The organism is Streptomyces longispororuber, assembly GCF_014656095.1.
Taxonomy (GTDB): Bacteria; Actinomycetota; Actinomycetes; order Streptomycetales; family Streptomycetaceae; genus Streptomyces; species Streptomyces longispororuber.
Genome location: NZ_BNBT01000037.1, coordinates 26,114 through 47,123 on the forward strand (window position 1 = coordinate 26,114; position 21,010 = coordinate 47,123).

The 21,010-nt window shown below is 76.2% G+C and carries 16 protein-coding genes; 9 read left to right on the forward strand and 7 right to left on the reverse strand.

Going from position 1 to position 21,010, the window contains the following annotated elements:
* Window positions 1-155 precede the first annotated feature (155 nt).
* The 3 genes from IE330_RS14715 to IE330_RS14725 all read right to left on the reverse strand — a co-directional run bounded on the left by IE330_RS14715 (window position 156) and on the right by IE330_RS14725 (window position 3,926).
* Window positions 156-2,054 carry an amidohydrolase gene (locus IE330_RS14715; protein ID WP_190136438.1) on the reverse strand — a complete coding sequence of 633 codons (1,899 nt, stop codon included), beginning with the start codon at window positions 2,052-2,054 and terminating at the stop codon, window positions 156-158.
* Window positions 2,055-2,118: 64 nt separating this feature from the next.
* A complete protein-coding gene (locus IE330_RS14720; protein WP_190136439.1) occupies window positions 2,119-2,829 on the reverse strand; it encodes a GPR1/FUN34/YaaH family transporter in 711 nt (236 codons plus the stop codon).
* Window positions 2,830-2,957: 128 nt separating this feature from the next.
* The gene (locus IE330_RS14725; RefSeq protein WP_190136440.1) at window positions 2,958-3,926 is read right to left on the reverse strand and encodes an alpha/beta hydrolase; all 969 of its coding nucleotides are present in this window, start codon (window positions 3,924-3,926) and stop codon (window positions 2,958-2,960) included.
* Between the two features lie 497 nt (window positions 3,927-4,423).
* Here IE330_RS14725 and IE330_RS14730 point away from each other — a divergent pair, with 497 nt between their 5' ends.
* Window positions 4,424-7,726 carry a LuxR family transcriptional regulator gene (locus tag IE330_RS14730; protein WP_190136441.1) on the forward strand — a complete coding sequence of 1,101 codons (3,303 nt, stop codon included), beginning with the start codon at window positions 4,424-4,426 and terminating at the stop codon, window positions 7,724-7,726.
* A gap of 45 nt (window positions 7,727-7,771) precedes the next feature.
* Here the strand turns inward: IE330_RS14730 and IE330_RS14735 are convergent, their stop codons facing one another.
* Window positions 7,772-10,522 carry a helix-turn-helix transcriptional regulator gene (locus IE330_RS14735; RefSeq protein ID WP_190136459.1) on the reverse strand — a complete coding sequence of 917 codons (2,751 nt, stop codon included), beginning with the start codon at window positions 10,520-10,522 and terminating at the stop codon, window positions 7,772-7,774.
* A gap of 269 nt (window positions 10,523-10,791) precedes the next feature.
* Here IE330_RS14735 and IE330_RS14740 point away from each other — a divergent pair, with 269 nt between their 5' ends.
* The gene (locus IE330_RS14740) at window positions 10,792-11,772 is read left to right on the forward strand and encodes a helix-turn-helix domain-containing protein (RefSeq protein WP_229925643.1); all 981 of its coding nucleotides are present in this window, start codon (window positions 10,792-10,794) and stop codon (window positions 11,770-11,772) included.
* Here IE330_RS14740 and IE330_RS14745 read toward each other — a convergent pair.
* Window positions 11,715-12,674, reverse strand: coding sequence for a helix-turn-helix domain-containing protein (locus IE330_RS14745; RefSeq protein ID WP_190136442.1), 960 nt, complete (start codon window positions 12,672-12,674; stop codon window positions 11,715-11,717). The two genes, IE330_RS14740 and IE330_RS14745, sit on opposite strands and share 58 nt — an antisense overlap.
* Before the next feature lie 454 nt (window positions 12,675-13,128).
* Between IE330_RS14745 and IE330_RS14750 the strand changes: the two genes are divergently transcribed.
* Window positions 13,129-14,001 (forward strand): alpha/beta hydrolase, encoded by an 873-nt coding sequence (locus IE330_RS14750; protein ID WP_229925644.1) that lies wholly within the window; start codon window positions 13,129-13,131, stop codon window positions 13,999-14,001.
* A gap of 94 nt (window positions 14,002-14,095) precedes the next feature.
* On the opposite strand, the gene IE330_RS14755 is transcribed toward IE330_RS14750, so the two are convergent.
* Together IE330_RS14755 and IE330_RS14760 are read right to left on the reverse strand one after the other, a co-directional pair.
* Window positions 14,096-15,082: an AraC family transcriptional regulator gene (locus tag IE330_RS14755; protein ID WP_190136444.1), complete on the reverse strand. Its 987-nt coding sequence runs from the start codon at window positions 15,080-15,082 to the stop codon at window positions 14,096-14,098.
* Between the two features lie 109 nt (window positions 15,083-15,191).
* Window positions 15,192-15,908, reverse strand: a complete 717-nt coding sequence (locus tag IE330_RS14760) for an alpha/beta fold hydrolase (protein WP_190136445.1) — start codon at window positions 15,906-15,908, stop codon at window positions 15,192-15,194.
* 321 nt (window positions 15,909-16,229) lie between these two features.
* Between IE330_RS14760 and IE330_RS14765 the strand changes: the two genes are divergently transcribed.
* From IE330_RS14765 to IE330_RS14790, 6 genes are all read left to right on the forward strand, one after another.
* Entirely contained in the window at window positions 16,230-17,096 is an 867-nt protein-coding gene (locus tag IE330_RS14765) for an AraC family transcriptional regulator (protein WP_190136446.1), read from the forward strand.
* Window positions 17,097-17,205: 109 nt separating this feature from the next.
* On the forward strand, window positions 17,206-17,871 hold the full coding sequence (locus tag IE330_RS14770; RefSeq protein WP_190136447.1) for a hypothetical protein: 666 nt from the start codon (window positions 17,206-17,208) through the stop codon (window positions 17,869-17,871).
* Window positions 17,872-17,924: 53 nt separating this feature from the next.
* Window positions 17,925-18,374, forward strand: a complete 450-nt coding sequence (locus IE330_RS14775) for a hypothetical protein (RefSeq protein WP_229925645.1) — start codon at window positions 17,925-17,927, stop codon at window positions 18,372-18,374.
* Window positions 18,375-18,545: 171 nt separating this feature from the next.
* Entirely contained in the window at window positions 18,546-18,710 is a 165-nt protein-coding gene (locus IE330_RS14780; RefSeq protein ID WP_190136448.1) for a hypothetical protein, read from the forward strand.
* A gap of 71 nt (window positions 18,711-18,781) precedes the next feature.
* Window positions 18,782-19,876: a glutamate--cysteine ligase gene (locus IE330_RS14785; protein WP_190136449.1), complete on the forward strand. Its 1,095-nt coding sequence runs from the start codon at window positions 18,782-18,784 to the stop codon at window positions 19,874-19,876.
* A 631-nt stretch (window positions 19,877-20,507) separates the two neighbouring features.
* Complete coding sequence (locus IE330_RS14790) at window positions 20,508-20,990, forward strand: DUF1360 domain-containing protein (RefSeq protein WP_229925646.1); 483 nt, start codon at window positions 20,508-20,510, stop codon at window positions 20,988-20,990.
* The last annotated feature ends 20 nt before the right edge of the window (window positions 20,991-21,010 follow it).

Below are 21,010 nucleotides of genomic sequence, written 5' to 3' on the forward strand. Positions count from 1 at the left end.
ATCGTGATGGTGATGAGTGATCGTGATGAGGGATGAGGGATGAGGGATGAGGGATGAGGGACGAGGGACGAGGGACGAGGGATAAGGGATGAGGGATGGGAGAAGAGGGGTGAGGGATGGGAGAAGAGGGTCTTCAGGGGTGGGGCGGGCGCGGGTCAGAGCACGTAGCAGGGGTCGAAGACCTCGGGACCGCCCCGGCCGGGCGTGAAGCCGCGGTCGACGCGCCACTGCCGGTGCTGCTCGGACGCGGCGACGGCCTCGGCGACCCGGTCGGCCTGGCGCGCGCCGGTCGCCGACGGCGGCGGGGAGGCCTGGTAGCCGCCGAAGCGCGCCACGGGGCTCCAGGACGGGCTGACGGGCTCGATCGCCTCGTCGACGCCCTCGTACTCGCCCGCGGCGTACACCACGCGGCCGCCCACGACGGTGAGCAGGGACTCGATGTGCGCGATGTCGTCGTCGGGCACGGTGAAGTAGTCGTGCGACAGGACGGCGAAGTCGGCGTAACAGCCTTCCTTGAGGACGCCCTTGACGTCCTCCTCGCCGGTGATGCGGGCCCCGCCGCGCGTGTACATCTCCAGTGCCGTCTCGCGCGGCACCCGCCGCTGGGCCGGGTACAGGCCAAGGCCGCCGACCGTGCGCCCGGTCACCAGCCAGTGCAGGGCCACCCACGGGTTGTACGACGACACGCGGGTGGCGTCCGTGCCCGCGGCCACCGGGATGCCCGAGGTGAGCATCTCGCGCAGCGGAGGGGTGCGGGCGGCGACGTCGGCACCGTAGCGCTCGGTGAACGCCGCGCCCTGGAAGGACATTCGGTTCTGCACGCTCAGGCTGCCGCCGAGGGCGGCGATCCGCTCCAGGCTCGCCGGTGAGACGGTCTCGGCGTGGTCGAACAGCCAGCGGTTCCCGGCGGGGAAGAGTCCGTCGGCGGCGAGCTTCTCGAAGACGGCGAGGTCGCGGCGGATCGTCTCGTCGTACGTCGCGTGCAGCCGAAAGCCCCAGCCGTTCTCCATGAGCAGCCGCACAGCCTGCTCGAACTCCGCCTCGTACGGCCCGAGTTCGGGCCGCGGCTCGGAGAAGTTCTCGAAGTCGGCCGCCGCCCAGGTGAGGTTCTCACCGGCCCCGTTGAGGCGCAGCCAGGCGTCGCCGTCCTCGGGCCGCACGGTGTCGATCCACCGGCGCAGGTCGGCGAGTTCCTGGCCCGCGGTCTGCGGGAACAGGTGGTAGGCGATGCGCAGGCTGAGCTGTCCGGCGCGCGCCAGCTCCACGACCGTGGCGTAGTTGTCGGGGAAGTTCTGGAAGCCGCCCGCCGCGTCCACGGCGGAGGTGAGGCCGAACCGGTTGAGCTCGCGCAGGAAGTGCCGGGTCGAGGTCTTCTTGCCGGCGTCGTCGAGCGTCGGCGCCTTGGCCAGCGTCGAGTACAGGATGAGCGCGCTCGGCGCGGCCAGCAGCACGCCGTTGGGGTGCCCCTCGCGGTCGCGGACGATCTGGCCGCCGCGCGGGTCGGGCGTGTCCCGGGTGAAGCCGGCCGCGCGGACGGCGGCCCGGTTGAGGATCGCGGACTGGTAGAGGTGGAGCACGAACACGGGGGTGTCGGGCGCCGCCTCGGTCAGCTCGGCGGGCGTCGGCAGCCGGCGCTCGGCGAACTGGTCGGCGCTCCAGCCGCCGACGACGCGGATCCACTGCCCCTTGGGGGTGCGCCCCGCCTGCTCCCGCAGCATCGCCAGGGCCTGGCGCAGCGAGCGTACGCCGTCCCAGCGCAGCTCCAGGACGTAGTTGAGCCCGCCCCGGATGACGTGCAGGTGGGAGTCGTTGAGCCCGGGGACGACGCGGCGCCCGAGGGCGTCCAGGACGCGGGTGCCGGGACCGAGGAGCGCGGCCACGTCGCCGTCGTCGCCGACCGCGACGACGTCACCGTCGCGGACCGCGAGCGCGGAGGCGGCGGGCCGGGCCGGATCACCGGTGTGGATCTTCGCGTTGCGCAGGACGAGGTCCGCCGGGCCGTCCGGCGGTGGAGCGGCGGGCGGCGTGAGGCCGCCGACCGGCATGGTGGTCATGAGGGTGCCGTCGCTTTCGTGAGGGGTGGGCAAGGGTCCGTTACGGGGCCGGGGGGCTCGCCGGTCACAGCGTGCGGCGCACGCCGGCCTGGCGCTCGACGTCGCGCAACTGCACGGTCAGGCCGCCCTCGACCGCGTGGTGCGCGGGGCCGCTGCGCCCGATGGGCAGCACTTCTTGGCCGCGCATGTCCTCCAGCATCAGCGCGAAGGCCGTGTACATCGCGGTCAGGGCGAGCAGCAGCCCCAGCGCGCCGGAGAGGATGACCACCCAGTGCACGCCGGTGAGGTTGGCCAGCGCGGCCACCGCGAACCGGGGCACCGCCGTGCACAGCACGAGCCACAGGGCCCGCTTGCGCCCGGCGACGCTCGCCATGAGCAGGGCGAACAGGGAGAACATCAGGTTCAGTACGCCGAGCACGCGGGCGCCGCCGGGCGGCTCCACGACGAGGACGAGCGAACTGGCCAGCCACATGCCGGAGAAGCAGGTCATCAGGGTGGCCGCGAGCACGTCACGGGCGCCGAACGCCAGGATGCCGACCAGGAGTTGCAGGACGAAGGCGGGCAGGACGGCCAGTGCGACCGCCCGGGCGGCGCCGTCCGGGAAGGCGCCGAGCTGGAGGCAGCCGACGAGGACCGAGGCGATGGCCACGGCGTAGAAGCCGAGCGGCATCGGCGAGGCGATCGGCCGCAGGTTGATGCGGGTCATCCGGCGCAGGTCCGGTTCGAAGTGCCGCCCCTCGGGCGGCGCGGCGGGGGAGGGTCCGCTCGCGGTCATGGGTGTGGCTCCAGCGGGGTGTGGCTCGTCTCTGTGGCGGCACCGGGAGCGGTGTCCGCCCCGAGCGGAAGGGGAGCGGCGCCGTCCGTGTGCGGGACGGCGCGGTCCCGGGGAGGGGCGGCCGCGTCTCAGGCCCGGGCGAAGGCCCGGCGCAGCGTGGTCGTGGCCAGTTCGATGGCCGACTGCGCGGCGTTCGTGCCGCGCAGCGCGTCGAGCATCACGAAGTCGTGGATGACCCCCTGGTAGCGGACGGCGGCGACCGCCACCCCGGCCTGGCGCAGCTTGTTCGCGTACGCCTCGCCCTCGTCGCGCAGCACGTCGGCCTCCGCGGTGATCACGAGGGCGGGCGGCAGGCCGGTGAGCTGCTCGGGCGTGGCGCGCAGCGGCGACGCGGTGATCCGCGCGCGCTCCGCCTCGTCGGTCGTGTACTGGTCCCAGAACCACTGCATGCCGTCGCGGCGCAGGAAGTACCCCTCGGCGAACTGGTGGTACGAGGCGGTGTCGAAGGAGGCGTCCGTGACCGGGTAGAACAGCACCTGCTGGCGCAGCGGGAGGCCGCCGCGCTCCTTGGCGAGCAGGGTGAGCGCCGCGCTCATGTTGCCGCCGACCGAGTCGCCCGCCACCGCGATCCTGGCGGTGTCGAGCCCCTTCGCGGCGCCGTCGGTGACGACCCAGCGGGCGACGGTCCAGCTCTGCTCCAGGGCGACCGGGTAGCGGTGCTCGGGCGACAGGTCGTACTCGGGGAAGACGACCGCGGCCCCGGCGCCGACGGCCAGTTCGCGCACGAGCCGGTCGTGGGTGTGGGCGTTGCCGAAGACCCAGCCCGCGCCGTGGATGTAGACGATCACCGGCAGCGGCCCCGCGGCCCCCTCGGGCCTGACGATCCGGGCCCGCACGGACCCGGTCGGGCCGCCGGTGACCGTGACCCACTCCTCGTCCACGGGCAGCTTGTCGACCGGGCCGCCCTGCACCTCGTCGACCGCCTTGCGGCCCTCGGCGGGCGGGATCTGGAAGAGGTACGGCGGCTCGGCGGTGGCCTGGGCGAACGCCGCGGCGGCGGGTTCGAGGACGGGGACAGCGGGGGTCTGGTCGGTCATGTTCGGCCCGTTCGTCTGGGAGGGGATGCGGAACGCCTGTGCGGCGCGGCCCTGTTCATGGCAGGACAGGCGGCACGCTATGCGGGGGCGCGGGCCCGTAGCCGCCGCTGAGTGCACAGCTCTTGCACGGGGGTGCACGGCGGCGCATGCGCCTGCGTCGGGCGGGTGCTGGGTCGCGCATTTGCCTGAGCTGGGTGGATGCAGGGCCGCGCGCTCGCCTGCGCTGGGCGGATGCAGGGATGTGGATGCGCCAGGGCTGGGTGGATGCAGGGCCGCGCATTCGCCTGCGCCGGGCGGACGCCGGGCTGCGGATGCGCCTGTGACCTGCGCGACGTCGCCCGGGCGCGCATTCCGCCGCGTGGGGAGGTCTGGGCTACTGTGCGCTGGCCAGGGACGGCGGTACACCCTGACGGAGGGGCGGGAGGCGTAGGGGCGTGGACGTGGACAGCGGGGGCGGGGGCGCCCCGAGAGGCGGTGCGGGTGCCCCGCACGGGCGTGTGGCGGAGGCGGGTGCCCTGCGCGGGCGTTCGGCGGGGGCCGGGGACGTCGAGGCCGGTCGTGAGCCGAGGGCCGCGGACGCCCTGCCCGGCCAGGAGGCGGAGCACGCGGACGTCCTGCCCGGCCGTGCGGACGAAGAGGCTGTGCTGCGCGCGGCGCTCGACGGCATCCGTGCCTCCGGTGCGGCCGTGCTGCTGCGAGGCGACCCGGGGCTCGGGAAGACCGCGCTGCTCGACCGGGCCGCCCGGTGGGCCGAGCGCGCCGGGCTGCGGGTGCTGCGCATGGCGGGTGTCGTCGCCGAGGCCACGTGTCCCTTCGCGGCCCTGCACCAGGTGCTGTGGCCCCTGCTCGACGACCTGCGGGTCGCCCCGGAGCCCGAACGGGAGCTGCTCGAGCGGGCGTTGGGCCTGCGGGACGGCACCCCTCCCGCACCGGCCGACGCCGCTCGGGCGACGCTCGGACTGCTCACCCGCGCCGCCGCCGCACGCCCGCTGGTGCTGCTCCTGGACGACCTCCAATGGGCCGACCCGGAGAGCGCCTTCGTGCTCACGGCCGTACGGCGCCAACTGGCTACGGAGCCCGGGGCGTCGAGCGCGCCCGGCGTGTCCGAGGGGGTCGGCGTGTCCGAGGGGCCTGGTGTGCCCGCGGGGCCCGGCGCGTCTGCGGGGCAGGGCATGTCCGCGGGGCTGGGCATGCTCGCGGGGCTCATCGGGCCTGCGGCAGCGACCGGGCCCAGCACACCCTCGGAGCCCATCGGGCCTGCGGCGTCCACCGGGTCCACGGCACGCCCGGCGCTCGCTGCACCCAGCGAGCCCACCGCGTCCGCGGTGCCCGCCGTATCCAGCACATCCGCGGGGCCTGGCATACCTGCGGGGCTCATCAGCCCTGCGGCACCGGCGGGGTCCACCGCGTCCGCGGCGCCCACAAGCCCCAGCACACCCCCAGCGCCCGCCGAGCCCACCGCATACCCGGCCCCCACCACCCCCGCCCCACCCCCCACCGTCGTCATCACAGCCACCCGCCACCAACACGCCCCGGCCGTGGGCCCGGCCGAGCGCGTGATCGACCTGGGGCCGTTGTCCGATGCCGTGGCCGGGCGCCTGCTGGACGTGCTGCACCCGGGGCTCGACGTCCCCGCGCGGCAGCGGGTGCTGCGCCTGGCCGGGGGGAATCCGCTCGCCCTGCGGGAGCTGCCCCGCGAGCTTCGGCGGGCCGGTGACTTCGCCGACCCGGAGAGCACCGGGCCGCTCGCCGTGCCGCCGCTCGGGCAGAGGCTCGGCGGCCTGTACGAGGACCGCGTCCGGGCCCTGCCGGACGCCGCACGCCAGGCGCTGCTGCTCGCCGCCCTCGGGGGAGCGGCCGCGGCGGACGAGGACACCCTCGCCGAACTCGCCCGCCGGAGCGGCTCCGCGCCCTGGGACGTGAGCGCACGGGACGTGTTGCGCTCCGGGCTCGCCCACGTGGAGCCGGAGTCGCGGCGGCTGCTGTTCCGGCACCCCCTGGTCCGCGCCGGAGTGGTGCACCTGGCCACGGCGGCGGAGCGCCGCGCCGCCCACCGGCTCCTCGCGGACGCGCTGCCCCCGCACGACACCCGGCGGGCCCTGCACCTGGCGGCCGCCACCATCGGCTTCGACGACCCCCTCGCGCGGCGCCTGCACGAGGAGGCGGACCTGCTGACGGAGGCGGCCGACGAGGCCGGGGCGGCGACCCTGATGGCACGGGCCGCGGGCCTCACCACCGACGGCCCCGCCCGCGCCTCGCGCCTGGTCCAGGCAGCGGGCCTCGCGGCCAGGGGCGGGCGGCTGCGCTTCGCGGCCCACCTCCTCGACCAGGCCGAGCACACCACGGGCACGGCGCGGCCGGAGCCCGCCGCGCTGTACGCCCTGGTCGTCGCCTACATCCGCTTCCAGCGCGAGGGCACCCCCGAGCCCGCGCTCCGGCTGCTGCCCGAGGCCCTGGACCTGCTGCGCGCGCCCGGCCGCGAGGAGCAGCGGGCCACGCTCCTGGAGCCCATCCTGTTCGTGCTGCTCGTCGTCGCCGCGCACGCCTCGGACGAGCGGGCCTGGCAGGCCGTGGACCGGCACGCCCCGGACGCCACCGCCCCGACCGCCCTGTGCCGCGCGGCGTGGACCGCGACACCGGACGACCCCGCCGACCTCCCCGGGCGCGTGCGCGAGGCCGTCACGGCGCTGCCCGAGGCCCACGACCCCGCGACGTTCCGGGCCCTGGTCTGGGCCGCGACGGCCGTCGACACCGTCGGCGACCACGCCGCCCTGTGGCACCGCGCCGCTCCCCGGCACTCGTACGCCACCCGCACGCTGGCCGAACTCTCCGGTTCCCAGGACCGGATCCTGCGCGGGGACTGGGACGCGGTCCTCGACGGCGCCCGCCGCGGCGCCGGGACCGCCGCCGCCCGCGGCTACGCGTTCCACGAGATGATGTTCCTGATGCACACCGCCCAGGTCCTCGCGGGACGCGGCGACCGCGCCGGGCTCCAGGAGTGCCTGCGCGTCCTGGAGCCGTGGGCCGAGGAACGGCGCCTGCGCGGGGTCGGCGACCGGCTGCGCGGGCTGAAGGCGCTGTGCGCGCTCGCCCACCGCGCCCCCGGCGAGGCCTGGCAGCACGTCCGGACCTCGGTCTCGCCCGCCGCCCTCGGGCGCCGCACCCCCTGGTCCCACCTGTCGCTCCTCGACATCGCTCAGGCCGCGGCGGACACCGGGCACCTGGACGAGGCACGCGACCACCTCCGCGCGGTGCGCGCCTCCGGGCTCGCCCGGGTCTCGCCCCACCACGCCTTCCTCGTGGCCGCCACCGAGGCGCTCCTGGCCGACGACGCCGACGAGGGCCCCTACGAGGCCGCGTACGCGGTGCCCGGCGCCCGGCAGTGGCCCTTCGAACTCGCCCGGCTGCGCCTCGCCCACGGGGCCCGGCTGCGCCGCCGCTCCCGCCGCACCGAGGCCGTGGCCCATCTGCGCGCGGCGCACGAGGTGTTCACCGGCCTGCGGGCCGGGCCCTGGGCCGGGCAGGCCGCGTGCGAACTCGGCGCGGCGGGCGCGGGCGTCCCGGAGGCCGGGGCCGCGCGGGGCCACCCGCTGCTGTCCGTACAGGAGTCGAGGATCGCCGACCTGGCCGCGCAGGGACTCAGCAACCGCGAGATCGGCGAGCGGCTGCGGCTGTCACCGCGCACCGTCGGCGCGCACCTGTACCGCGTCTTCCCCAAGCTCGGCATCAGCACCCGCGCCGGGATCGCCCGGGCCCTGGCCGAGACACGGGGGCGGCGGGGACCGGACGCCGAAGGCTGACAGGGCCTCAGGAGCGGCCGCCCCCCAGGGCCCCGCCCCGCCGGGTCACCTCTCCGCCAGCGCCCGCCCCAGCGCCGCCCGCGAGGCGATCCCCAGCTTGGGGAAGATCTTGTAGAGGTGGGAGGCGACGGAGCGCGGTGACAGGTTGAGCTCGGCGCCGATCTGCTTGTTCGTCAGCCCGGCGGCGACCAGCCGGGCGACGCGCAGCTCCTGCGCCGTGAGCAGCTCGACGCGGGCCGCGGGCACCTCCGCCGAGAGGCCCGCGGCCCGCAGCTCCCGGCAGCACTGGTCCGCCCAGGGACCGGCGCCCAGCTCACGGAAGGCGTGCCGCGCCATGTGCAGCACGTCCTCGGCCTCGGCGCGGCGGCCCCCGAGCCGCAGCCGGGCGCCGTGCTCCAGCCGCAGCCGCGCCAGCGCGAAGACCCACGGCCCGGTCCCCGCCAGGGCGTACGCCGCCGCGAACGCCTCGTCCTGCTCGTCCTCGCCGGCCGTCAGCGCGGCGGCGGCGGCCAGCAGGAACGCGTGGTGGTCGGAGATCTCCTCCATCCGCGCGGCCCGCCCCGCGGCCACGTGCGCGCGGGCCGCCGCGTGGTGCCCGGAGCGCACCGCGGCCTGCACGAGGTCGAAGAACGGCAGGTGGAACCAGGAGAGCCCGCTCGGCAACCGCCCCGGAGGCAGCAGCGCGCACAGCCGTTCGTACGCCTCCTCGTCACGCCCGTGCGCCAGGTCGACCAGCGCCCGCAGGCGGCCGAGGTGGTCGGTGACGAACCGCATCCCGGCGGCGCGGGCGGCGGGCTCGACGCGCGCCCGCAGCTCGTCGAACCCCGGCCCGTCGCCGCGGCCCGCGAGCACATGGGCGTAGTAGTGGCGGAAGAGCAACGCGTTGCAGTGGTAGCCCAGCTCCTCCGCGCTGTCCGCCTCGCGCAGCCAGTCGTCGGCCGCGTCCCAGCGCCCCAGCAGGAAGTCCTGACGGCACCTGACCTTCGCGACGGAGCCCTGGGTGGCGTACGCGTGCTGTCCGCCGAGCAGCAGGCCAGGACCGGCGTCGGTGCCGTCGACGCCCAGGGCGGCCCACAGGAGCAGCCAGGCGTGGCCGGCGCCGTCGCCCGCCGCGCCCTCGGCGGCGGCCCGCAGCTCGCGCCCGGTGCCGTGCGCGGTGCGCGGGGGGTCGGCCCAGACGCGGTGGCACAGCCGGGCGGCGGGGGAGACGTCGCCGAGGTGCCGGGCCAGCGCCCGCCACCCCCGGGCGTCCCCCGTGTACGACGAGGCGAGCAGCAGCTTGAAGAACACCTGCTCCACCAGGTCTCCGCGGCCGGGGACGTCCGGGGCGCCGGGCGCGGTCAGCGCGGCCAGGGCCCGCGGCAGCAGCGTGAACGACGAGGCGAAGTCGACGTGGTGGCTCTGGTCGACGTACACGACCGCGTACGCGAACACCGGCGCGACGTCGTCGGGCAGCGACCGCGTCCTGAGCTGCTCCACCAGCCGCGCCGCGTACGCCAGGCGACCGCCGCGCGCCGACATCACCGCCGCCCACGCCAGGCGCCGCGTCCGGTCGTCGGCGTCGGGGCTCAGGCCCGCGGCCCGGTCGAGCAGCAGCGCCGCCTCCGCGTCACCGCCGCGCAGCGCGATCCGCGTCCCGGCCTCCTGCAGCCGCGCCGCCAGCTCCTCGTCGGGTCCGCGCACCGCTTGCGCCTCGTGCAGCAGGCCGCGCGGCTCGTCCTCGGGCAGCCGTGCCGCCAGCAGTCGGTGGGCGGCGCGCCGGTCCGCCTCCGGGGCCAGCGCGATCACCGCGCTGCGCACCAGCGGGTGCCGGAAGACGAGCCTGCCCGTGTGGTCCAGGCGGGCCAGGCCGCTCGCCTCCACGTCGTCGAGGAGCCGCTCGGCCCGGTCGCCGTGGCGGTCGCCCACCGACGACCACCAGGTGCCGCCGTCCCCGTCGCCGCCCAGGGCCACGGGCAGCAGCGCCCGCAGCGCCTCCGGCGACAGCGCCCGCAGCCGGGAGGCGAACAGCCGCTCGAGGCGCCGCCCCCACGGCAGCCGCTCCGGGAGCGGGACGACGCCGCTGCGGTGCTCCGCCCGGAGCTGGCGCGGGAGTTCGGTCAGCGCCAGGGGGTTGCCCGCGGCCTCGCGCCGCACCCGCTCGGCGACCACGGCGGTCAGGTCCGGGTGCCAGCGGCGCAGCACCGCGTCGGCGTCCGCGTCCGGCAGGGGCTCCACGTCGACCGGGTGGACGTGCCAGCCCTCCGGCGCCGACCCCTCCGCCCGGGTCGCCACCACGAGCACCACGGGCAGGTCGTCGATCCGCCGGTGCAGGAAGGCGAAGACCGCGGCGCTGGAGGAGTCCACCCAGTGCAGGTCGTCCACCACGATGAGCAGCGGCCGCCGCCGGGCGGCGTCCGTGAGCAGGGCGAGCGCCGCCGCGCCCACCGCGAAGCCGCCCGGGGGGATCGCGTCCCGCAGCCCGAGCGCGCTCTCCAGGGCCTGACGCTGGTACGGCGGCAGAGCGTCCCGGGCGCTCTCCAGGAGCGGGCGCAGGACCTGGTGCAGCGCCCCGAAGGCGACGGCGACCTCGGCCTCGGCGCCCGCGGCCCGGACGACGGCGTACCCGGCCCGGTCCGCGCGGTCCGCCGCCCAGTCGAGCAGCGCGGTCTTCCCGATGCCCGCCTCGCCGCGCAGCACCGTCACCGAGCCCCCGGCCCCGGCCCGCGCGTCGTCGAGTGCCCGCTCCAGCAGCGCGCGCTCGCGCCGCCGGCCGACCAGGCCCTCCGTGTCCGCACACCCGGCCGCCTCCGCCATCGCCGCCACCGCCGCCTCTCCCGCCCTTCCCGGCCGACGGAGCCTCCCCGGCGGCGCCGGTCCAGTATCCGCCACGCGCGGCGTTGTCCCAGAGCGCAGCGGTGTTGCCCCTGTGTGCAGAAAACCCCTGGAGGCTCGCCGCTCACACGGGTAAAACCGCAGGCTGGAGGGGTGAAGGGGCGCACGCGCAGCACACCGCCCCCGTTCTGAGAGGGGCTTCGGCGGGCTTCGGCGGCCGCGGCCCCGCACGCACACCCCGGGGGAGCCGTATGAGCCCGATGTCCGTCGCACCGTCCGTCACCGCGAGGCCCGGCGGCGCGCACTTCCCCCGGCCGTCCGGGGCGGCCGACGCGCTCGCCGGGGCGTTCCGGCCCGCCCCGGTCGCGGCCGGCTCCCGCACCGGGTTCACCGGGCAGGTCACCACCCGGCCGCTGGGCTTTTTGGAAGTGAGCACCGTGCGCGGCGCGGAGTGCTCCCTCACCCTCGGCCCCGCCGCCGCCGCCGCCGCCCGCGCCGACCTGCTGCTGGTGCTGCACACCGCCGGGGACGGGCGTCTCCTGCGGCACGGGGCGGACGTCCCCTGCCCGGAGGGCGGCCTGTTCGTGCACGACCCGGCCGAGCCGCTGACCCTGCGTGAGCCCGGCCCCTTCACCCTGTGCGTGGTGCGCGTCCCCCGCGAGGCGCCGGCCCTCACCGACGCCCGGCTGCGCGCCCTGACCCGCGCGCACCCGCGCCCCGGCGGCCCCCTCGCCGCCGTGCTCGCCCCGCTGGCGGCCGCCCTCGCCACGGCCGACACCCCCTACTCACCGGGGACCGCCCTGCACCTGGCGGGCACCGTCACCGCGCTCACGGCCCTGCTGGCCGTGGAGCCCGAGGGCCCGGGGCCTGCGGGGCCCGGCACGGAGCGCCGCGCCCTGCGGCACCGGCTGCTGGCCCACATCAACGACCACCTGGGCGAGCGGGACCTGGCGCCCGCGGGCGTCGCCGCCGCGCACCACATCTCGATCCGCTATCTGCACAAGCTCTTCGCCGACCACGGCTCCACGATGGCCCGGTGGATCCAGCACCGTCGCCTGGAGGAGGCGCGCCGGGAGCTCGCCCGGCCCCGGGGCGGCGCGTCCGGCGTCGCCGCGGTCGCGAGCCGCTGGGGCTTCGCCGGCGCGGCGCACTTCAGCCGCAGCTTCCGTACGGCCTACGGGATGTCGCCCTCGGACTGGCGTGCGCGCCACTGCCGCGGCGAGTGGCCGTAGACCGCCTTGAAGGCCCGGCTGAAGTGCGCCGGGCTGCGGAACCCCCAGCGCAGCGCCACCGCCGCGATGGACCGGCCCACCCGCTCGCGGCGCTCCAGCTCCTGAGCGCACCGCTCCACCCGGGACTGCTGGATCAGCCGGCTCACCGTGACGCCCTCGGCCTCGAAGAGCCGGTGGAGGTAGCGCACCGAGATGCGGTGCTCCGCCGCGATGCGCTCCGGCGCCAGGTCGGGGTCGTGCAGGTTCCGCTCGATGTACGCGCGGACGGCGCGGACGAGTTCGTCGCGCCCCGCGCCACGGGACTCCTCGTCCTCGGTGAGCTCGTGCACCAGTGCGGCGACGAACTCCGTGACGACCCCGCCGAGGCCGTCGCCCGCCGCGTCCGGGATCGGGGCGGCGGGCTCGTCCAGGCTCAGCAGCAGCGGGGCGAGGAGCGCGGCCACGCCCTCGGCGGCGGGCACGGCGCGCCCCGTGACGGAGCGCACCGCCGTCTGCGGGACGTTCAGGGCGTGCGCCGGCACCCGGTAGATCAGCACGCGGGCGCCTTCGGCCTGTTCGTACGTGAAGGCCGCGCGCAGGTCGATCAGCGCCAGCTCCCCGGGCGCCAGGGACGCGGCGCGGCCGTCCTGCGTCAGGCGCGCGGTGCCCGCGCGCGGCAGCACGAGCGCGACGGCGTCCCCGGACTGCCGGGCGAGCATCCGGGCGTTGCGCGTCAGCCGCAGCGGACCGGCCTCCTGGGTGATGAGCCGGAGGTAGCCGAACCGGCGCAGGTGCGCGGACCCGCGGAGCGGGCCGTCGCCGCGGGCGCTGACCACCACCGGAGCGAGCCAGCCGGAGAGGGTGTCCCGCAGCAGGGTGGCGCGGTCGTCGCTGGACGCGGCCGTCTCGGAAGCTGCGCGCATGAGGGGCTCCTCATCGGCGCCGACGGGACCGGCACGGTGCGCAGGAGAGGAGTCGGCGGCCTCTCCACGGCTCTCGCGTCCAGCCTGCGCGGACCCGGCCGCGGGCCGTTAGGTCATATGACTGCTCTTTCGCCGGGCGGGTAGGCGGGGCGGGAAGTGTGCACGGAGCGGCATGTGTGGTTCCGCGGCCGCCGTTCCCGTGGCCCGCCGGGGTCCGTAGGGTAGCTCTGCTGTCGGGACGAGCCGGTGCGGGTGCGGGCTCCGCCGCCCGGCCGCCGGGCGCCCGTGACGTGCGGCCCGTGGCGATCCCCCTTTTGCAGGAGTCCGTGTGCAAGACGACGTACAGGCCCATGAGCCGGCGCCTGTCCTCGAACCGCAGGCGCGTGCCTTTGTGCGCCGGTACCGCTGCCCCACGACGTGCGAGGGCGCCGAGGCGGCGGAGTTCAGGGCCCGGATGACCGACCTCTGGGGCGGCGACGGCGACGACCCGGACGTCGAGGAGGAATGGCTGGCGGTGCGCGGCGCGGGCAGCACCCGTATCCGCGTACGGCTGCTGCGGCCCGCGGGCAGCGAGGGACCGCTGCCGGTGATCCTCTACCTGCACGGCCTCGGCTCCATGCCGAACGAGGTGTGCCCCCATCTGAGCCTGGTGCGCGACCTGGTCCTCGGCGCGGACGCCGTGGTGGTCGTCCCCGAGTGCGACGGGCCGGAGGACGGGCGCCACCCCGCGGCCGTCGAGCGGGCGCACACCGTGCTGCGCTGGATCGCGGACGGCGGGCGGGAGGCCGGCCTCGACGGCCGCCGGATCGCGGTCGTCGGCGTCGGCGCGGGCGCCCACCACGCCTCCCTGACCCTGCAGGCCCGCCACCACGGCGAGCCGCGCCTGGTCCAGCAGGTGCTGGTCTGCCCGGTGACCGACGGCGCGATGGACACCGGCTCCTACCGGCGGTTCGCGGAGGGCTACTTCCTCGGCAGCGAGGCCATGCGCGGCTACTGGCAGCGCTACGCCCCCGACCCCGGCGTCCGGCGGCAGGGCACCGTCTCACCCCTGCGGGCGCCGCGGGGCCGACTGTGCGACATGCCGCCCGCGCTCGTCCTCACCGCCGAGGCCGACGTGCTCCGCGACGAGGGCGAGGCGTACGCCACGCGGCTGCGGGAGGCGGGCGTGCCCGTGGTGTCGGTCCGCTACCACGGCACGATCCACGGTTTCGTGCTCCTGGACCCGCTGCGCGGCACGCCCCCGGCCAGAGCGGCCCGGATGCAGATCACGGACACGCTGCACATCGCCCTGCGGGAACAGCCGGAGCAGTGGGAGCAGCCGGAGTAGCCGGAACCGTTGGAACAGGACGACTGAACAGGGCGACTGACGTCCCGCCGACGCGGCACGGCACGGGGCGGGCGCGTGGCGCGGGCGCGGCGCGTCAGGCGTGGGCGCCGCCGCCCGCACCGCGGGCGCGTTCGTGGCGCCGCCACTCCTGCGGCGTCGCCCCGAAGGCGGCCCGGAAGCGGCGGCTGAAGTGGCTCGGGCTCGTGAATCCGCAGCGGGCCGCGACCGCCGCGACGGTGAGGCCGTCGTGACGGGGGGAGGCCAGCATCCGCCGCGCCTTCGTGAGCCGTTCGGAGATGAGCCACTGCTCCAGGCTGATGCCCGCGTCGTTGAGCACGAGGTAGAGCCTGCGGACGGACACGGCGTGCTCCGCGGCGATCCGCTCCGGTGTCAGGTCGCGGTCGGCGAGGTGGCGGCGCGCGTACGCGAGGACCCGCGTGAGCAGCGTGTCGTCGAGGGCGTCACGGGCGGCCGGCGCCGCCTCGCCGTGGGCGGCGGAGAGCAGCAGCGCCCGGACGAGCTCGGTGGTGGCGCCGGCCAGCGCGGCCGCGCCGGGGTCGGCGGCCAGCCGGGCCGGGTCGCGCCACAGGCCGCGCAGGTGGTTCAGCACCAGGTCGTGCAGCGGGCTCGCGCGGAGCTGGAGGGAGGCCTTGACCACGGTCTCCAGCGGCACACCGAGCCGTTCCACGTCGAAGAGCATGGCCTGGGACGAGCCGTCGCCGGACCAGCCGTAGGCGCGGGGCGTCAACTCGTGGAAGACGCAGATGTCGTCGGGCCCGTACGTCAGCCGCTGCCCGGCGACCTCGCCCCGGTGCAGCCCGCGGGGCTGGAGCGACACCGAGACCACGGGGTTGCTCCGCTGCCGCCGCACGTGCCCCACCGTGCGGCGCACCGTGAAGCCCGTGTTGCGGGTGGCGAACATCGGCACGTCGCCGATCCGCCACGCCTCCATCCGCGCGCGGATGCCCGTGGCGGGTTCCTCGTGGACGACGTGGTTGGGCACCGACTCGTTGGTCAGGGCGTGGTGGAACGCCTCCACCCGTTGTCCCGGCGCCACGTCGTCCAGGTCGACCAGCAGCACTCCGCCCCCTCATGTCACGCCGTGTTCGCACATTGTGCCTCATCTGTGCATGAGCATGACGAGGCGTCGATCACAGGAGCGCGCCGCGGGGGCGGAGTGTGCTTGCCGGTCAGGCCGTGGCGCGCACCGCCTCACGGATCACCGCGGCGACCTCCTCGGGCCGGGACAGCGCCACCGCGTGCGAGGCGCCCTCGACCTCGACGGCCTTCGCCCCGGCGCGTTCGGCGCCGAAGCGCTGCACGTCGGGGTTGATGGCCCGGTCCGCGCCCGCCACCAGGACCCAGGACGGCTTGGTCCGCCACGCGGCGGCCGTGGCCGCCTCCGTGAACGCGCCCGCCGCCAGCGGGCGCTGCGTCACCGCCAGCACCTGGGTGACCTCGGCCGGGACGTCGGCGGCGAAGATGCCGGGGAACGCCTCGGCGGCGATGGTCACCTCGACCGCGGGCTCACCGCCCTGCACCGGGTACGTCGTCTCCTTGAGGTTGCTGACCAGGGCGGACAGCGGGAAGCGGCCCTGGAGCTCGCCGAGGCTCTCGCCCTCGTCGGGCAGGTAGGCGGCGACGTACACGAGGCCGACGACGTTCTCCGCGGTGCCGGCCACGGAGATCAGCGCACCGCCGTAGGAGTGGCCGACCAGGACGACCGGCCCCTCGATCTGCGCGGCCACCGACGCGATGTAGGCGGCGTCGGCCGCCAGGCCGCGCAGCGGGTTCGGCGGGGCCACCACGGGGATGCTGTCGCGCTGCAGCTCCGCGACGACTCCGGACCAGCTACCGGCGTCCGCGAAGGCGCCGTGGACGAGAAGGACGGTGGGGGTGGCGCTCATGACGGGTGGTTCTCCTAGCTGTCGGCGCGGGCCTGCCGGTGGTCCGGCGGCCTCGACTGATCGCCACGCTAGAGCCGCGCATACGCCGGAAGTTGCCCCCGAGCGCACCGGCTCTGGCCCCGTGGTGCACGACACGGCGCGACACCGCAATGACATGGCACGGCATGGCACGGCATGGCGCGGCACGGCACGCAACAGCACGACACGGCAGACACCACACGGAACGGCGCGGCACGGCGCGGCACGGAGGGCCCGCCACCGCCCGGCCCCGCTGTGATCAAGGTCCTACGGCGCCCCGCGGTCCTCTGCGACCATGCGCCGGTGACGACACGAGGTGAGCACGCACGGCTGTGGGCCGCGCCCGGCAGCCCTCAGGTGGAGCTGCTGGCGGCCCGGTTCGAGCGGTTCGCCTTCGACCGGCACAGCCACGAACAGCTCTCCGTCGGCGTCATCGAGGACGGCGCCGAGGGACTGCACCTGTCCGGCGGCACGGTCGTGGTCCCCGCCGGACAGCTCGTCGTGCTCAACCCCGGTCAGGTGCACACCGGTTACGCCGCCGAGGAGTCCGGCTGGCGCTACCGCATGTTCTACTTCGACACCGCGCTGGTGGCGGAACTGGCCCGCGCGCACCTGGGTGTCGGGGACGTCTGGTTCGCGCAGACCGCGGTGCGCGACCCCGGCCTGTTCGCCGCGCTGCGCCGCGTCCACCGCGCGCAGGAACACATCCGCGACCCCCTCACCGCCGAGTCCCTGCTGCTCGGCGCCCTGACCACCGTCCTGCGCCGGCACGCCCGCACCGGCCGGGCCCCCGCGACGGCACCGCCGCGGCGCGGCGGCCGGGGCGTGGACCTGGCCCGGCAGGTGCTCCACGACCGGTGGACCGAGCCCGTCACCGTCGCGGACCTCTGCGCCGCCGCGGGCATGCCCCGGGCCTCGCTCATCGCCGCCTTCCGCCGGACGTACGGGCTGCCGCCGCACGCCTACCTGCTGCGGCTGCGCGCCAACCGGGCCCGCCGGCTGCTGCTCTCCGGGCGGCGGCCCGCCGAGGTCGCCGCCGCCACGGGCTTCGCCGACCAGGCCCACCTCACCCGGGTGTGCAAGCGCTACTTCGGGGTGACGCCGGGCACCGTCGGACCGGCCCGCGGCCGATCAGGTGCCCGGGAGGCCGCCCGGCCCGAAACGCCCTGAGGTGCCGGTGGGCGGCGGCGGGTGCGCGTAGCGTGTGCGGCCGCGGCCAGGGGGCCGACATGCCGTGACGTCGCCGTACGCACGCCACCGACCACACGAGGAACCTCGGATGACCACAGGGACCGACCGCGCCGGACGGCGCCCGCGGCTGCGCTTCGACGGCTGGATCGCGGGCACCGGTACGGCGTCGGGGACGCGGATCGTGCTCGGCCACTGGCAGCGGTCGCCGTTCGGACCGTTCAGTGATGTGATGCTGGAAGACGCCGGCGGAGGACGGCGGCTGCTGGCCCCCACGCGGGAGACGGCGGACTTCGTCAGCGACACCTACACCTTCGATGCCGTCGACGTCGTCCCCGTCGAGGTGGACGTCGCCGGTGACACCTGGACCGTCATGACGGAGCCGCTGGAACTGCGCTTCACCACCGGTGGGCGAGGACTGCTGGGACGCGCGCTGCGCACCGTGCCCACCGCGCTCGCCCGCCGGCCGGCGTGGAGCACCCTGACCTACTGGCCGGCCCGTGCCCTGATGCCCGGGGTGCGGACCCGCGGCAGCGCGGGCAGGGGCCGCACGGAGTGGTACGGGGCGCGGGACCTGCGCCCCATCCGCGCGGTCTCGGCCGTGCTCGACGGCACCGACCTCGGGCCCATGGCCCCGGTCGCGCCACCGGTGCGCTTCGGCTTCGGCTCGGTGCCGCGCCGGCCCGCCCTCACCCGGGTCACGACGACGGTGGCACTGCCTCCGCTTGGAGCCGGGCCGGCCGGGGCACCCGAGTGAGCAGACGAGCAGGCCCGGCCGGGGCAGCCGAGTGAGCAGAGGAAGGGGGCAGCATGGACAGGACGGCGAAGCGGCCCGTGCCCGGGCCCGGGCAGGCGCTCGCGCTCGCCCACGGTGCCTTCAACGTCGTGGGCGGACTGTGGCCGCTGGCGCACCTGCGCAGCTTCACCTGGGTGTTCGGGCCGAAGACGGACGTATGGCTGCAGCGGACGACGGGCGGGCTGCTGGTCTCCGCGGGCCTCGCCCAGCTCGCGGCCGCCACCGAACCCCACGGCTCCGCGCACGCCCGCCGCGTCGGCCTCGGCACCGCCCTGACCCTGCTGGCGGTCGACCTGGCTTACGTGTCCCGCGGCCGCATCCGCCCCACGTACCTCCTCGACGCCGCGATGGAGGCGGCCTGGATCGCCGCCTGGCTGCGCGCCCCGCGCCCCCGGGGCCCGGCACGCGCCCGGCGCGCCCGACGCACCCGCCGTACCGCCCGGCACACGCGGACACACCCCTGAGCCGGGACACCCGGACGCACCCCGGCATCACCGACGACACGTCGACAGCACATCCACGAAACACAGGTCTGCGAAACACAGGCCCACGGAACACAGGCCCACGAGACACAGGCCCACGAGACACACGTCCACAAGACACACATCCACGAGACATCGACACGGAGGACCGACATGAGCGAGCACACACCGTCGCAGGCCGAGGGCGAGCGACCGGAGGACGGCGCGACGGACGGGGAGCCGCAGACGTCCGAGGGCCGCGACGCGCCCCGGACCACCCCGTCGCAGGCGGAGGGCGAGGACACGCCGGAGGCCACCGAGGACGACGGCACCGCGTAACCCGCGCCAGGACGACGACGCCGAGTGACCCGCGCCGGAAGAGGCGCCGAGTGACCGTGCCGGGAGAGAACATGATCACAGTCGGTGTCGAAGAGGAGTACCTGCTGCTCGACCCGGCTACCGGGCTGCCCCTGCCCCGCGCCGACGAGGTACGCGCCGCCGCCGACCTGGCGCCGCTGGCGGAGGAGAAGGAAGTGCAGTCCGAGCTCCTCCAGGCGCAGCTCGAGGTCGCCACCCCGGTGTGCGAGGAGCTGGAGGAGGTCGGCGGGCACCTGCTGCGCCTGCGCCTCGCGCTCGCGGCCGCCGCCGAGAGCGTCGGCTGCCGCCTCGCCGCCTGCGCCACGGCGCCCGCGAGGAGCCGCGCACCGGTGCCCGTCACCGACGAGCCCCGCTACCGCGCCATCTACGCCCAGGCCCCGCAGCTCGTGGACGAACAGCTCATCAACGGGATGCACGTCCACGTGGCCGTGCCCTCGCCGGAGGTGGGCGTGGCCGTGCTGAACCGCATCCGGCTCTGGCTGCCCGTCCTCAGCGCCATGTCGGCGAACTCGCCCCTGTGGGAGGGGCAGGACACCGGCTTCGCGAGCTGGCGCACGGTCGTCTTCGGCCGCTGGCCCGTCAGCGGCCCGCCGCCCCGCTTCGCTGACCTGGCGGACTTCGAGGACCGCGTCCGCGGGCTGCTGGCCTCCGGCGTGATCCAGGACATCGGCCAGCTCTACTGGCAGGCCCGCCCGTCCCGCCGCTACCCGACCGTCGAGGTGCGGTGCCCGGACGTGCAACTGCGCGCCGACGAGGCGGTCATGCTCGCCGGGATCGTCCGCGGCCTGGTCAGCACCGCCGTCACCGACATCAAGAACGGCACCGAGGAGCCCGACTGCCTGCCGGAGCTCCTGCAGGCGGCCCACTGGCAGGCCGCCCGGCACGGCCTGAGCGGCTCCCTCCTCGACCCGGCAGGGAGGCGCCTGAGCGCCGGTGACGCGGTGGCCCGGCTCATGGAGCACATCGAGCCCGCGCTGGAGGCGGCGGGCGACTTCCGCCAGGTCACCTCCCTCGTCCACCGGCTGCTGCGCCAGGGCACCCCCGCCGACCGGCAGCGCCAGGCCTTCGCCGAGGGCGGGGTGGCGGCGGTCACCGCCCTCGTCACCGGCGAGACGGCGGCGCCGTGAGCGGCGGGCACCCCCACGTGCGACGGGACCGCGTCCGCCCCGCGCGACGGGATCACCGCCGCCCCGCGCGACGCGACCCCGTTCGCCCCACCCGACGGGATCGCGTCCGCCCGTCACCGCCGGACCACCCGGATGGCGGTACGGGGGCCGACGAGGCCCTGGCGCGCGCCACAGGGCACGCCTGTCGCACCACCAGGGCGCTGATGTCGCGTTCCGAGCCCGCTCGGCCGTTTCCCCGGCCGCCCGGCGGATACCCGGCGCCCATGACCGCCACGACCGTCTCCTCGGGGAGTCTCCCGGGAGCTTCCCCGGGAACGGAGCGCGACGGCTGCCTACGCTGGTACCGGCGCGGTGGCCCGCGCCGCTGCCGGACGGGTCGGGACGGTCTCTCAGGACGACAGCACGCGCGGAACCCCGCGCGCCCCGCGGACGTACGCCTCCGCACCGGTGCCGCCGGCACCCACGGAGGAACGGACGCACCAGGGGCGCGCACGGCCGAACCGTCGTACGAAGCGGCTCGCGGCGCCGGACAGCGAGCGCGACGACGACGGCACGCGGCGGGACCGCCGTGGACCACGACGTGTGAAGGGAAGACACCCCTGTGCAACGGGTGAAAGATGTGCTCCGGCAGGTGGGCAGGGCCTACTCCCCGCAGGAGAACCGCGGACTGCGCGGACACCTGGCGGCCGTCGCCGCCTTCGGCGCCTACACGGCAGCCTGGGGCGTGGCCGTCGGCGCGCGCAAGGCGAAACTGCCGGACCGCCACGACCCCCTGGACGTCCTGTTCACGGCGGCCGCCACCTTCCGGCTCAGCCGACTGCTCAGCAAGGGCTCCGTCACCAGCCCGCTGCGGGCGCCGTTCACCCGCTACGAGGAGGCGACGGGCCCCGCCGAGGTCAGCGAGGACGCCCGGGGCGGCACCGTGAGGTCGACCGTGGGCGAACTCGTCACCTGCCCGTTCTGCCTCAGCGTCTGGATGACGGCGACCCTCACCGGCGCCCATCTGCTGTGGCCGCGCGCCACCCGGGCCGTGACGGGAGGCGTCACCGCCCTGGCGGCCGCCGACGTCATGCAACTGAGCTACGACAACCTCATCCAGAAGAACAGCGCGTGACCCGGCCCGTCCCCACCGCG

Excerpts from the sequence above, each read along its gene's own strand:
- IE330_RS14785 (WP_190136449.1), top strand. The coding sequence starts at position 18,782 with ATGATCACAGTCGGTGTCGAAGAGGAGTACCTGCTGCTCGACCCGGCT.
- IE330_RS14725 (WP_190136440.1), bottom strand. The coding sequence starts at position 3,926 with ATGACCGACCAGACCCCCGCTGTCCCCGTCCTCGAACCCGCCGCCGCG.
- IE330_RS14770 (WP_190136447.1), top strand. The coding sequence starts at position 17,206 with ATGACCACAGGGACCGACCGCGCCGGACGGCGCCCGCGGCTGCGCTTC.
- IE330_RS14745 (WP_190136442.1), bottom strand. The coding sequence starts at position 12,674 with ATGCGCGCAGCTTCCGAGACGGCCGCGTCCAGCGACGACCGCGCCACC.
- IE330_RS14735 (WP_190136459.1), bottom strand. The coding sequence starts at position 10,522 with ATGGCGGAGGCGGCCGGGTGTGCGGACACGGAGGGCCTGGTCGGCCGG.
- IE330_RS14740 (WP_229925643.1), top strand. The coding sequence starts at position 10,792 with ATGAGCCCGATGTCCGTCGCACCGTCCGTCACCGCGAGGCCCGGCGGC.
- IE330_RS14750 (WP_229925644.1), top strand. The coding sequence starts at position 13,129 with ATGACCGACCTCTGGGGCGGCGACGGCGACGACCCGGACGTCGAGGAG.
- IE330_RS14715 (WP_190136438.1), bottom strand. The coding sequence starts at position 2,054 with ATGACCACCATGCCGGTCGGCGGCCTCACGCCGCCCGCCGCTCCACCG.
- IE330_RS14720 (WP_190136439.1), bottom strand. The coding sequence starts at position 2,829 with ATGACCGCGAGCGGACCCTCCCCCGCCGCGCCGCCCGAGGGGCGGCAC.
- IE330_RS14775 (WP_229925645.1), top strand. The coding sequence starts at position 17,925 with ATGGACAGGACGGCGAAGCGGCCCGTGCCCGGGCCCGGGCAGGCGCTC.
- IE330_RS14760 (WP_190136445.1), bottom strand. The coding sequence starts at position 15,908 with ATGAGCGCCACCCCCACCGTCCTTCTCGTCCACGGCGCCTTCGCGGAC.
- IE330_RS14780 (WP_190136448.1), top strand. The coding sequence starts at position 18,546 with ATGAGCGAGCACACACCGTCGCAGGCCGAGGGCGAGCGACCGGAGGAC.